Source organism: Microbispora hainanensis, from assembly GCF_006874475.1.
In the GTDB taxonomy this organism is placed as follows: Bacteria; Actinomycetota; Actinomycetes; order Streptosporangiales; family Streptosporangiaceae; genus Microbispora; species Microbispora hainanensis.
Map to the genome: position 1 here is coordinate 54,618 of NZ_VIRM01000053.1, position 12,119 is coordinate 66,736.

A 12,119-nucleotide genomic window follows, 5' to 3' on the forward strand; every position below is an offset into this window, starting at 1 on the left:
AGGAGCATCCGTGACAACCGAGAGCGTTTCTCGTGCCTTCCCCGCCCTGGAGTCCGACCTTGATCGGGTGCGGGAGATCGTCGGTATGGCGGACGTGCCGAGCCGCTCCGAGCTGGCCCCGCTGACCAGGCAGCCTGCGGGTCGCGGCCACCTGATCCGGCCCACTCTGACGCTGTTGTCCTACTACGTGCTCGCCGGGCCGGAGCGGGCCGCCGACGTCCGCGCCGTCGAGGCGGCGGCGGCCGTCGAACTGCTGCACATGGCGTCGCTCTATCACGACGACGTCATCGACGACGCGCGCCGGCGCAGGGGAAGGCCGAGCGTCAACACCGTGTGGGGCGCGCGCCTGGCGGTCCTGGCCGGCGACCTGCTGTTCACCAGCGCCAGCCGGATCCTCTCCGAGCTGGGCCGGCGCGAGTCCCTGATGGTCGCCGAGACCGCCCGGCGCATCTGCTCGGGAATGATCGCCGAGACCGCCGACCGCTTCCTGCTCTCCCGCACCGAGGCCGATTATCTGGAGGTGACCGGCGCCAAGACGGCCGAGTTGCTGTCCCTGGCCTGCCGGCTGGGCGCCATGCAGGCCGGGCGGGACCCCGAGGCGGAGGAGGACCTGGCACGGTTCGGCTGGCATCTCGGAATGGCCTACCAGGTGCGCGACGACATCCTCGACCTGACCGCGACGACCGGAGAGCTCGGGAAACCGGCCAACTCCGACATCGTGGAAGGCGTCTACACGCTCCCCGTGATCCGGGCCCTGGGCCGCGAACCCTCGCTCGCCCGGCTGCTGCGCCGCGGCCTGACCGCGGCCGACGCCGAGCGGGCGCGGCAACTGGTCCTGTCGTGCGGGGCCGTGGAGGAGGCCCGGCAGGTCGCCGACACCCATGTGGAGACGGCTCTGAGAAGACTCGACGCTTTCGGCGATCCACGGTCGCGTGAGGGGCTGGCCGGCTACGTGCGGTCGATCACGGGTTCCGGCGGCAGGGCCGCCCCCGCCGTGACCTCTCCCGCTCCGGCCTCCGCTCGGCCCGGCGCCCTGACCGGACGGCATGAGCAGGTGCAGGAGCGGTTGGACGCCTGGCTGCTGGACACCGGGCTGGCCGCCACTCCGGAGGAGGCGCGCCACCCGCGGTGGAACGCCATGGCCTCGACGGCCGCGCGGTTCTGGCCGGGCGCCGACGCCGAGCAGACCGAGACGCTGGCCCGCTGGATGCTGATGATCGCCGTCGTCGACGACCTCTTCGACGAGCCGGGACTCACCGACCCCGGCGAGATCGTCCGGCTGCGCCACGGGCTCGCCCTGCTCGTCCGCGGGCTCGGCGACACTCCGCCGGCGGGTGGAGCGGTCGCCACGGCCATGGCCCAGGCGTGGGAGCGGGTCCGCCTGATCCAGCCGCCCTCCTGGCGGGCGCGCGCCCTCGGTCACCTGGAGGAGTGGCTGGAGGCGGCCGAGCGCGAGGCGTGCCACCGGCTCGGCGGGTTCGTCCCCAGCCTGCGGGACCAGTACGCGCTGCGCCTGGGGAGCTCCGGAGCACCCGTCTTCCTGGACACCTTCGAGATCACGTACGGCGGGGAGCTCGAACCGGGGGTGCGCGACCATCCGCTCGTCCGCCGGCTGCTGAACGTCGCCGCGGCCGCGGCGCTCGCCGAGAACGACCTGCTGACCCTGGACGAGGACGAGGCCGTCGGCGCTCCCTACAACCTGGTCAGGGTGCTCCGCCACGAGACCGGCTGCACCAGGCAGGAGGCGATCGACGAGGTGACGCGCCAGGTCGAGGACGGCTTCGCCCAGGTGGACGCCATACTCGCCGCCGCACCCGCCATCCTGCGGCCCGCCGACGGCGGCGCCGCCTGCGAGACCGGGATGGGTCTCCTGCGCCTTTCCCGGGAGCGGCTCCCGGGCTGGCGCGCCCTCCGCGACATCGACCGCTACAACCGGTCGTCCGCCGGCAGTGAGACGTACCTGGCCCGGCTGCGCCGGGAGCTCCTGACGGAGTACGCCGAGGAGGCCGGGTACGCCGAGACCGGCGCGGCCCGCTGACGTTCGCGTCCAGACCTCAGCCGGGTCCGTCCGCGGCGAGCCGGTCGAGCCATTCGCCGAGCACGTGGCGTTCGCCGTCGGTGAGAGCTGTGGCGTCGGGCAGCGCGGCGCGCAGCGCCATCGCCGCCGCGGCCGGTCCGGGGGATTCGACCACGGGAACGTCGGTGGTGATGGCGGCTATCGCCGCCTCGCGGGCCCTCTCCGACAGGCGCGGGTCACGCCGCTCCACGGGCAGGGCGAGCAACGTGAAGACCGTGCCGCAGCCGGCGGCGTGCACGAGGTCGGCCGCCAGGCGCTCGCCGACCTTCAGCCGCCCGGCGGCGGCGATGGCGCGGATGCGCTCCCCCAGCATCCGGAAGGCGGCGACGGCGGCGGGCGACTGCCGCCCCGGCGTGGGATCGCCGTACATGAGCGAGAACAGGGCGGGGTTCGCCAGCCCGAAGCCGACGTGCAGGTCCCATCCGGCGCGCAACGCCTCGATCGGGTCGCCGACCGGCGGGCTCGCCTTCTTGTCCCGCAGATAGGAGCTGAAGCCATACTCGGCGACCGCGTCGAGCAGGCCCTCCTTGTCGCCGAACAGGCGGTAGATCGTCGGCGCCTGCGTCCCCGCCGCCGCGGCCACCGCCCTGGTCGAGACGGCCTCGCGCCCGCCGCTCGCGAGCAGCCCGGCCGCGACCGACACGATGTGCGCCCGCGTCCTGTCGCGTCCGCTCGCCGTCTCGCTCTCGGGATCACTCATGATTCCAACGATAGCAGCGAGTTGATATCGGTGAATTTCCAGTGTTAGCGTCATCGCGATAACACCGATAGCAAGGAGTGGATCGTGATCATCATCACCGGGGCGACGGGTCAGCTCGGGCGCGGCGTCGTCGAGCACCTGCTCGCGCGAGTCCCCGCCGACCGGCTCGGCGTCAGCGTCCGCGACGTTTCGAAAGCCGGCGACCTCGCCCAGCGCGGCGTCCGCGTGCGGCAGGGCGACTTCGACGACCCCGAGAGCCTGGCGTACGCGTTCGAGGGCGCGTCCCAGGTGCTCGTCGTCTCGGGCCCTGCCGACGCACGCCCGCACCGTACGGCGATCGAGGCCGCCACGGCAGCGGGGGCCAAGCGGATCGCCTACACCAGCCACATGGGGGCGAACCCGGCCTCCCCCTTCGTCCCGATGCCGTCCCACGCCGAGACCGAGCAGGACCTGCGCGCGTCCGGCGTCGCGTTCACGGCGCTGCGCAACGGCTTCTACGCGACCACCGCGGTGCAGTTCGTGCGTCAGGCGCTCGAGACCGGCACGCTCGTCGCGCCCGAGGACGGCCCGGTCTCCTGGACGGCCCACGCCGACCTCGCCGAGGTGGCCGCCGTCGCCCTGACCGAGGAGGGCCCGCTCGACGGGATCACCGCGCCGCTGACCGGCCCCGAGGCGCTCGACCTGGCGGACGCCGCCGCGATCGCCTCCGAGCTGACCGGACGCGAGATCACCCGCGTCACCGTCCCGGACGACGAGTGGGTGGCGGGCATGGTGTCACACGGCGTTCCCGAGCGGCAGGCCCGCTTCCTGCTGGGCATGTTCGAGGCCGGCCGCCGGGGCGAGTTCGCCGAGGTCGATCCAACGCTCGGGGAGCTGCTCGGCCGCAAGCCGATCGCGCTGCGCGACCTGCTGGCGGACGCGCTCACGAACTGACGCGTTTCTGTTTTCCGTCGGCTGTTTTCCGGCGGCTCCGTCAAGTCCAGATATACATTGTCATTGGATCTTGTAAGGGGGCCGGGAATGCTCGAATGGGTGGCGGCGGCGGTCGCGGCGGGCGGAACCGCGGTGGTGCAGGCCGCGGGCACCGACGCGTGGGCGATCGTACGGCAGCGGACGGCGCGGTTGCTCAGCCGCGACGATCCCGAACGCGAGCGGACGGAGCTGATGCGGCTGGACCAGACCGCGACGGATCTCGCCTCGCCCACCCCGGGCGAGGCCGCGCTCGTCCGGGCCAGGCAGGAGGCGGCCTGGGCGGCCAGGTTCGAGATGCTGCTGGAAAGCCTCGGCGAGGCCGAACGCGAACGGGTCGCCCGCGAACTGAACGACCTCGCCGACCAGGCCCGCCAGGCATCGGCGGGAGGAGTGTCGGGGAACGTCTTCCGCGGACCGACCGCGTTCCAGGTCGGCGACAACAACCGTCAGGACAACCACTTCGGGCCGACGGCATGACCCGCGACCCCGAATCAGGGAAAGACAGGTCAACAAAAAACGACGCAGCAACGAAAAAAGACGCAGCAACCGGGAAAGACGCGGTAACGGGAAACGTCTTCCACGGTCCGGTGCCTTTCCAGCTCGGGGATCGCAACGTCCAGATCAACCACATCCACCAGGCGCCGCCGCAGCGCCGCCCGCTGGTCCTCGCCGGTGCGGCGGTCACGACGCGGCACGAACTGGCCGCCGCCATCCGCGGCGACTGGACCGCCGCGAGACGTCAGTTCTTCGAGGGCGCGGCCACGACCGGCGCGCCCTCCGACGGCTGGCTCGGCCTTCTCACCTGGCTGCGCGAGCTCGACGGTCTCACCGCCGAGGACCTGACCACCCAGATCGAGCTCATCGACCATCGGCTCCGCGACCGAAGTCTCCCGGCCGACCTGAAACTGCTTCACCTGCTGGGCTGGCTCGATCCGGCGGGAGAAGCCGTCTGGCGAGGGACGCCGGTCACGGTGGAGTCGCTGTCCGAGGCGCTCAGGATCGGCCGCATCCGCGAAAGCGGCCCCCAATGGGAGCTCTACCGCGACCTCTGCGAGGGCGGCCTGCTGGACGCCCTCGCCAGGTTCACCGTGCTGAGCGCGCTGCGCGGGACGCAGCAGGCATGGGACGAGGTCTGGGAGTCGTGGCGGCGTTTGGCCGCCAGGGTTCCCGGGCTGCCGTCCGAAGCCCGCGAGTGGGCCGAGAGCGGGGCGCGCGGGCTGCTGCTGGCGGCCCTCCTGCCCTACCCGGAGACCATGACGTGGTTGCGCGCCGCATCCGAGCACGTACCGCCACCCGCCACCGGTGAGATCGAGTGGTACGACTGGCTGCGCGCGCGGGACGGCGGCCCGGACACCCCTGTCGGATGGCTCGTACGCACCGACCTCACCGCTTACGCCGCCGCGCAGGCGGAAGAGCGGCGCCGGCAGGCGGCGGCCGACCTGCAGAACCAGCGGATGACGGCCGTGCTGGATCACGCCGCCGCGCTGCGCGACCGCGAGTGGGCCGACTACGAGCGCCGGCGGCTCTCGCCCACGGCCCGGTTGGAGGTGGTCGGCCGCGCGACGCTGTGGCTCGGGGCCTGGGGCGCCGCCACGGTCCCGGTGCCCTGGATCATCTGGGGGTGGGCCGAGCCGGACATCGCCGCGACGGTGTCGTGGTATCTCGTCGCGCTGACCCTGGCGGCGTACGCGGGCTGGGTGCCACGAGTCCTGCGGCTCGGCGCGGCGTACCAGCCTCCGCTGCACCGCCTGCGGGAGTGGGCCGAGGAAGCCCGGGCCGACCCTGGAAGCGTTCGGAGGGGTCTCATCAGAGCCGGCACCGTGGCCGGAGCCGTCCTGATCCTGGGCGTGCTCCGTCACGACGTCGGCTTCGTCGTGACGACGATCCTCGTCGTTCCCCTGCTGGCCGTGGCGTTCCACTTCGCCCGCATCGGGGCGCTGCACGACTGGGCGGACGAGCATCGGGAACGGCTGCGGGACTACCGGTCCAGGCGGCCCGATGCGGGCGGCATCCCGCAGAGCATCGTCCAGGGTGTTCGATCGCCGTCGCCCGGAGTCCGGGCCGACGCCTACCGGGCGTTCCTCCGGCAGTTCACCGGCCTCGGCCAGAGCGGGCAGGACGAGGGCCGCGACAACGGCCGTCGCGACCGCTGACCGGGCGCCCCGCCGAAATTCCGCGCTCTGCGTGCGATAGCGCGATTCATCGGGCGTCGCCCACTCACAGCGTCAGGCCCTGGAGGAACGCTGTCTCTGCGAGCCGTCGGCCGCGATCGGGACATCGCGCAGCGACAGAGCGCTCGGCGGGGGCAGGGGCCGGTGAGCCGCCTCGGCGCGGAACGACTGCAGCAGGTACGCCACCAGGCGCCGGGACGCCGCACTGTCGTGCGGCAGCGCGGTGACCAGACCGCAGTGGGACAACAGGGCCACGACGAGGTCGGAAGGGTGGAAGTCGGCCCGCAGCGCACCCGCCGCCTGGGCTCTGCGGACCAGGGTGGTGAGGTCCCGTTCGGTCCGTTCCCGAGCCTGCGCGTGTCCCGCCGTGCTGTCCGGAAAGGCCGCGACGAACGCGGCGGGGAAGCCGCGTTCCTCCCGCTGGAGTTCGCAGACCGTCTCGAACAACCGCTGGAAGCCCCGCCAGGGGTCGGGGTCGGTGAGCGCCTCGGTGAGCGCCCGGGCGCAGGTCTGCATCTGGTGCGCGAACGCGGCCCGCACCAGCGCGTCGCGGGTCGGGAAACGCCGGTAAAGCGTCGCCACGCCGACGCCGGCCCTCCGGGCGACGGTCGCCATGGGCGCGTCGATCCCGTGCTCGGCGAAGACCTCACGGGCGGCGGCGAGGATGCGCCCCTGGTTGCGCCGGGCGTCGGCCCGCATCCGCGGGCCCGCGATCCGAGAGGAATCCTCCACCACTGTTTCTCACTTCCGATGTAAGCGGACGATGCCGTCCACATAGAAGCCTACGCTCGGGGCCGATGCCCGCACGGCCACTGACGGCGAAGGTGAGAGCCATGGACGACCACACGATGAGAGCGGTGCTGTTCGACCGATACGGCGGCCCCGAGGTGCTGTACGTGAGCCGGGTGCCACGCCCGGAGCCGGCGCCCGGCGAGGTGCTCGTGCGGGTGCGCGCGTTCAGCGTCAACGGCGGAGAGACGGCCGCCCGTTCCGGCAGGGTCCGTCTCCTCACCGGACGGAAGTTCCCGCAACGCGTCGGGTTGGACTTCACCGGCGAGGTCGCCGCGCTCGGCGCCGGCGTGACGGACATCGTGGTCGGCGACCGGGTGTGGGGCGTCGTGGGCCGCACCGGATTCGGCAGCGCCGCCGACTATGTGGCGGTCCGGGCCGAGCGGCTCGGCCGCGTCCCGGACGGACTCGATCTGCTGGAAGCCGCCGCGCTGCCGGTGGCGACCACGGCCATCACGGCGCTGCGCGACAAGGCCCGGCTGCGCCCCGGCGAACGACTGCTCGTACGCGGCGCCGCGGGCGGAGTCGGCAACGCCGCCGTCCAGCTCGGACGGGCCTACGGCGCCGAGGTCACGGCCCTGGCCCGCGCCGCCAACCTCGACTTCGTCCGTACGCTCGGCGCCCACCACGTCGTCGACCACCGGACCGTCACGCCGGGCGAACTGGGCCTGCTCGACGTGGTCCTCGACACCGCGGGCACCGACCTGCGGGCCTTCCGGCGCCTGCTGAGGCCCGGCGGGCGTATGGTCACCATCGCCTTCGACCTGACCCGGCCCGCCGCCTCACTCGGCTACCTCGCCGCCAGCGCCGTGCACGGACGCGGCCGGGTGCGCTTCTTCAGCGGCAACCCCCGGCGGGCGCTCTTCGACGACCTCGCCCGGGAGGTGGCGGAGGGAAGACTGCGCCCGGCGGTGGACCGGTGCTTCCCGCTGGAGGAGACGGCGGCGGCCCACCGCGCGCTGGAGGCGGGCGGGGTGCGGGGCAAATACGTCGTCAGGGTGGACTGACGGCACTGCGCCGGCTCGTCTCTCGCCGACTCACTTCTCGGTGGTGCCGGCCTTGCGGAGGCGGGCCCGTACGGTGCGCCGTACGAGCGGGCCCATGTCCTCCAGGACGCCGACCAGACCGGCGAGCTGCTCCAGGCTGTCGAACGCGCGCTCCGCGCCGTCGCGGTCGACCCCGTCGTACAGTTCGAGGCCGACGAAGGCCGCCGCGGTAGCGCGGGCGAGCCCGGCGACGTCGACGAACTCCGCGAGCGGGCTGCCGACCAGCACCCGGCCGAGGACCTCCTCGATCTCGGTGACCCACATGCCGAGGCCGTCGGCGGTGGCGGGGGCGAGCCTGCCGTCCATCTGGCTGCCCGCGAGCATCTGGGCGAGCACGGCGAGGTTGCCCGTCTCGCGCTCCTCGGCGTGCAGCGAACGGCCGAGGTCGAGCAGCTCCCGCAGGGAGCTCACGGCCGCGAACCGGGCCCGATAGACGGCCACCCGCTGCTCGGAGCCATACCGCAGGGCCGCGGCGAGGAGGTCGTCGACCGTGCCGAAGTGATAGAAGACGAGCGCCTGGTTCACCCCGGCGGCGGTGGCGATCGCCCGCGCCGAGGCCCCCGCGATGCCCTGGGTGCGCAACGTCTCCAGGGCGCCTTCGAGCAGCCGTGTGCGGGTGTCGCCCATCATCTCCCCCTTCGTTCCTGTTCGCGGCTTCACCGTAGTGGCAGGCGTCCGGCGATGACCCCGCCCGGCGGCCGTCATAAGATCCGAAGTGACTTCCCGGACATCCCAGCGGGGGCGATGTGTACGGCGGCAGCGAGGCGGACGGCTTACCCGGCGGCCTGCGGGCAGGTGACCCGCACCAGGTGGGGCCTTACCGGCTGCTGCGCAGGCTCGGCGAGGGCGGCATGGGCACCGTCTATCTGGGTGAGGCGCCGGACGGCACGCGCGTGGCGGTCAAGCTGCTCCACCACACCATCGCCGCCGACCCCGGCTTCCGCCGCCGCTTCCGCCGGGAGGTGGAGGCCGCCAAGCGGGTCGCCCGCTTCTGCACCGCCGCCGTCCTCGACGCCCAAATGGACGCCGAAACCGCCTACCTGGTCACCGAATACGTCCCGGGGCCGACCCTCCGGGAGGCCGTCGTACGCGACGGGCCGCTGCGCGGCTCCAGCCTGGAAGGACTCGCGGTCAGCATCGCGACCGCGCTGCGCGCCATCCACGCCGCCGGGATCATCCACCGCGACCTCAAGCCCGGCAACGTCCTGCTCTCCCCCGTCGGCCCCAAGGTCATCGACTTCGGCGTCGCCCACCTGACCGACATGACCGGACATATGAGCAGCGCGGTCGTCGGCACGCCGTCGTTCATGTCCCCCGAGCAGTTCGAGGGCGGCCCCCTCACTCCCGCCTCCGACGTCTTCGCCTGGGCGAGCACGATCGCGTACGCGGGAACGGGCCGCGCCCCCTTCGGCAACGGATCGCTCCCGGTCGTGCTCAACCGGGTCATCAACGGGGATCCCGACCTGACCGGCCTCGACGGGCCGCTGGGCGCGCTCGTCGCCCGCGCCCTGGCCAAGAACCCCGCCGAACGCCCGACCGTGCAGGACATTCTCGACACGCTCGTCGGCTCCACGGCCCCCGCGACCATGCCCGGGGGTGGTGGGAGACGCCGCCACAGGCTGGCGATGGGCATCGGGGCGGGGGCCGTCGCCCTGGCCGCGGCGGCGGCCGCGGTGTGGCTGGGCACCTCGCCGGGCTCGCCCTCGTCGTCCGGCCCGTCGGCCACCTCCGTGGCCGCCGCTCTCCCGTCCGGATCCCCCGCTCACCCGACTGCTTCCCCCGCTCTCCCGTCCGCTTCCGCCGCAGGCACCGCCGGCAATCCGCTGCGCGAGCCCGGCGTACGGTTCGCCTACAGGCAGGAGCCCGACCCGCAGCGCCAGGCGGAGATCTGGGAGGCGCAGGGCAGGAAGGCCGACGCCGCGCTGATGCGCGCCCTGGCCGCGGTGCCGCATTCCGTGGATCTGAACATGCCGGCCGCCGAGGTGAAGGACACCGTCACGACCACCATGCGGCTCGCCGCGGCCCACGACGCCACACCGGTGTTCATGACGGACTACATCCCCTTGACGGACTGCTCCCGCCGCGGGGCGCCGGACGAGCGGACGTACCGGCACTGGATCGACCAGATCGCGACCGGCATCGGCGCGGGCCGGGCGGTGGTCGTGCTCGAACCGAACAGCCTGACCAAGGTGCCCGGCACCGACGGCTGCGATGAGGGCGGCGCGGCGGGGACCGCCGCGCGCTATCGCGAGCTCGGCTACGCGGTGGACCGTCTGGGGGCGCTGCCGCACACGGCCGTGTATCTCGACGGCGGCATCCAGGGCTGGCCCGAGTCCGTCAGCATCATGGCCGAGCGGCTCGTCAAGGCCGCTGCCGGCCGGGCCGACGGCTTCTATCTGAACAGCTCGGACTTCCAGCACACCGACACCCTCCTTCCGTACGGGGAACGGCTCTCCCGCTGCGTCTATGTGGTGAGCGCCAAGGGCGGCGGCACCTGCACGGACGCCGAGATCGCCGCCGTGCCGGCCGACGCGCCGCTGACCCACTTCGTCATCGACACCAGCCGCAACGGCAAGGGCGTGTGGTCTGCGCCAGAGGGCACGTACGCCGACCCTCAGTTGTGGTGCAACCCGCCAGGGCGGGGTGTCGGCCCCCGCCCGACCACCGATACCGGCAACGAGCTGGCCGACGCGTTCCTGTGGATCCGCCACCCCGGGGAGTCCAACGGCCGGTGCCTGCGGGGCGGCTCCGGGCCGGAGGATCCGGTCTATCACCAGGTGGCCCCCGTCGGCGGCACCTGGTGGCCGGCCCTCGCCCTCGACCGCGCCCGCAACGCCGTCCCGCCGCTGCGTTGATGTCAAAGGCGTGCCTCTTCGCGTAGCGGCTTGATCGTGGCGGGTACGCCGTGCTCGGTGACGTCGACGTAGCGGGCCTGGAACGCGCCCCAATAGCCGAACATGGGCCCCAGCCTGTGGTGGGACACCGTGACCCCGACGCGGAACTCCCCCGCCTCGTCGTCGTACGACTCCCTGACGACGGCCGTTCCCGTGACCGCTCCGGGGAGGCGGCAGGAGAGCCGGCCCTCGTGCAGGCGGAACTCACTGGAGCGGATGACGAGGCCCCCGCGCTCGTCCACCTCAAGGTCCAGGTCCACGGCCAGATGCTGGTGCGAGCCCAGATAGTCGACGATCCCTCTGATGGGGTCGAACACCATCTGGGCGTCGAACCGCCTGCGGCGGCCGGGCAGATCGAAGATGCGGACGAAGCTCACCGTCTCCCGCCCGTACGAGTCGACGTACGGGTAGTTCTCGATGGTGAACGGCACCTGCCGGCCCTGCTCGGGGACCAGGATGTTGCGGGTCCCGCCGACAGCGAGGAACGGCCGGGTGAAGCCCGCATGCCAGACGTGCTCCATCACCCCCGTGCCGACGCAGGCCCGCCCGTCGGCGACGCCCACGCCGAAGCGCCGTTGCAGTTCCGGGTGCAGACGGGCGAAATCGGCGCCCAGGGCACGTTCGAAAATCGAGGTCATAGCGTCTCCATCAGGGTGTGGTGGGCTGTCGCCGCCTGCCGGTCGGGCGGACGGCGCAGGCATCGCCGGGCCGCCGGGGTCGACGGAAGCGGCGGCAGGAGGACGGCCGCCGCTCCTATCAGGCATGCGACGGCGGTCGGCGTGGTGGTGATGGCGATGGCGGTCGTGAGGGTGCGCAGGCAGACCTCGGCGAGGGCCTGCCACAGGGAACGCTCCGGCGTCCGGCCGGTCTCCAGCCAGAGGCGCAGCCGGTCGAAGGACCAGGCCGTCGCCCAGCCGATGAGGGGACGGAAGACGAGGTCGACGGCATTGCCCCAGCCGGGGCGATAGCCGTATCGGGTGATGAAGCGGACGCCGTCGTCGGTGGGGACGTAACGCCAGTAGCCGGAGCCGGAGCGGATCAGCGAGAGCGGATGGCCGGAGGCGAAGCGCAGCGCCGACGTCCTGTGTTCGGGATCGCGGCGGTCTCCCGCCGTAACGCCGCTGCCGTCGATGACGAGCCCGGGCAGGAGCCGAAAGGCATACCGGAACCGCTGCGGCTCACCGTGTGCGCGCGGCAGGTAGTCGATCTCCGTGAAGCGTAAGTCCCATCGTTGATGCAGGTCAGGGCGTTGCGTCCGTTCCCATAGGGCCTCCATGTCCGCCCGGATCCAGCATTCGACGTACACAAACCGGCCCATGCGCACCCCTCACGTCTTGAGCGACCGCTCAAAACCGAGAGTAGGCCGATTTAAGCGACCGCTCAAGTCCGAGAGTTCATTCGGTTTTGCACAGAAATATCCCCGCCCTACAGCTTGAGATCGTCGGCTTCAGATCGCACTGGGCAGACGCA

At 72.5% G+C, this 12,119-nt stretch carries 11 protein-coding genes; 6 read left to right on the forward strand and 5 right to left on the reverse strand.

What is annotated here, in order from left to right; translation table 11 throughout:
- Nucleotides 1-10 precede the first annotated feature (10 nt).
- Nucleotides 11-2,038, forward strand: a complete 2,028-nt coding sequence (locus tag FLX08_RS32100; protein WP_167530650.1) for a polyprenyl synthetase family protein — start codon at nt 11-13, stop codon at nt 2,036-2,038.
- A 16-nt stretch (nt 2,039-2,054) separates the two neighbouring features.
- Here the strand turns inward: FLX08_RS32100 and FLX08_RS32105 are convergent, their stop codons facing one another.
- Nucleotides 2,055-2,777: a TetR/AcrR family transcriptional regulator gene (locus FLX08_RS32105; protein ID WP_142624009.1), complete on the reverse strand. Its 723-nt coding sequence runs from the start codon at nt 2,775-2,777 to the stop codon at nt 2,055-2,057.
- A gap of 84 nt (nt 2,778-2,861) precedes the next feature.
- On the opposite strand from FLX08_RS32105, the gene FLX08_RS32110 reads away from it, so the two are divergent.
- From FLX08_RS32110 to FLX08_RS32120, 3 genes are all read left to right on the forward strand, one after another.
- Nucleotides 2,862-3,710, forward strand: a complete 849-nt coding sequence (locus FLX08_RS32110) for an SDR family oxidoreductase (protein ID WP_142624010.1) — start codon at nt 2,862-2,864, stop codon at nt 3,708-3,710.
- A gap of 87 nt (nt 3,711-3,797) precedes the next feature.
- Nucleotides 3,798-4,226 carry a hypothetical protein gene (locus FLX08_RS32115; protein WP_142624011.1) on the forward strand — a complete coding sequence of 143 codons (429 nt, stop codon included), beginning with the start codon at nt 3,798-3,800 and terminating at the stop codon, nt 4,224-4,226.
- 110 nt (nt 4,227-4,336) lie between these two features.
- A complete protein-coding gene (locus tag FLX08_RS32120) occupies nt 4,337-5,902 on the forward strand; it encodes a hypothetical protein (RefSeq protein WP_142624012.1) in 1,566 nt (521 codons plus the stop codon).
- A gap of 72 nt (nt 5,903-5,974) precedes the next feature.
- Here the strand turns inward: FLX08_RS32120 and FLX08_RS32125 are convergent, their stop codons facing one another.
- Nucleotides 5,975-6,652 (reverse strand): TetR/AcrR family transcriptional regulator, encoded by a 678-nt coding sequence (locus FLX08_RS32125; RefSeq protein ID WP_142624013.1) that lies wholly within the window; start codon nt 6,650-6,652, stop codon nt 5,975-5,977.
- A gap of 101 nt (nt 6,653-6,753) precedes the next feature.
- On the opposite strand from FLX08_RS32125, the gene FLX08_RS32130 reads away from it, so the two are divergent.
- A complete protein-coding gene (locus FLX08_RS32130; RefSeq protein ID WP_142624014.1) occupies nt 6,754-7,716 on the forward strand; it encodes an NAD(P)-dependent alcohol dehydrogenase in 963 nt (320 codons plus the stop codon).
- 30 nt (nt 7,717-7,746) lie between these two features.
- Here the strand turns inward: FLX08_RS32130 and FLX08_RS32135 are convergent, their stop codons facing one another.
- Complete coding sequence (locus FLX08_RS32135) at nt 7,747-8,382, reverse strand: TetR family transcriptional regulator (protein ID WP_208761789.1); 636 nt, start codon at nt 8,380-8,382, stop codon at nt 7,747-7,749.
- 119 nt (nt 8,383-8,501) lie between these two features.
- Between FLX08_RS32135 and FLX08_RS32140 the strand changes: the two genes are divergently transcribed.
- The gene (locus FLX08_RS32140) at nt 8,502-10,610 is read left to right on the forward strand and encodes a glycoside hydrolase family 6 protein (protein ID WP_142624016.1); all 2,109 of its coding nucleotides are present in this window, start codon (nt 8,502-8,504) and stop codon (nt 10,608-10,610) included.
- A gap of 2 nt (nt 10,611-10,612) precedes the next feature.
- Here FLX08_RS32140 and FLX08_RS32145 read toward each other — a convergent pair whose 3' ends face one another.
- Both FLX08_RS32145 and FLX08_RS32150 read right to left on the reverse strand, forming a co-directional pair.
- Nucleotides 10,613-11,287, reverse strand: a complete 675-nt coding sequence (locus FLX08_RS32145; protein ID WP_142624017.1) for a DUF4166 domain-containing protein — start codon at nt 11,285-11,287, stop codon at nt 10,613-10,615.
- Nucleotides 11,284-11,967, reverse strand: a complete 684-nt coding sequence (locus FLX08_RS32150; protein ID WP_142624018.1) for a hypothetical protein — start codon at nt 11,965-11,967, stop codon at nt 11,284-11,286. The genes FLX08_RS32145 and FLX08_RS32150 overlap by 4 nt, the downstream gene beginning before the upstream one ends.
- Nucleotides 11,968-12,119: the final 152 nt, after the last annotated feature.

Excerpts from the sequence above, each read along its gene's own strand:
- FLX08_RS32130 (WP_142624014.1), top strand. The coding sequence starts at position 6,754 with ATGGACGACCACACGATGAGAGCGGTGCTGTTCGACCGATACGGCGGC.
- FLX08_RS32115 (WP_142624011.1), top strand. The coding sequence starts at position 3,798 with ATGCTCGAATGGGTGGCGGCGGCGGTCGCGGCGGGCGGAACCGCGGTG.
- FLX08_RS32145 (WP_142624017.1), bottom strand. The coding sequence starts at position 11,287 with ATGACCTCGATTTTCGAACGTGCCCTGGGCGCCGATTTCGCCCGTCTG.
- FLX08_RS32135 (WP_208761789.1), bottom strand. The coding sequence starts at position 8,382 with ATGGGCGACACCCGCACACGGCTGCTCGAAGGCGCCCTGGAGACGTTG.
- FLX08_RS32105 (WP_142624009.1), bottom strand. The coding sequence starts at position 2,777 with ATGAGTGATCCCGAGAGCGAGACGGCGAGCGGACGCGACAGGACGCGG.
- FLX08_RS32150 (WP_142624018.1), bottom strand. The coding sequence starts at position 11,967 with ATGGGCCGGTTTGTGTACGTCGAATGCTGGATCCGGGCGGACATGGAG.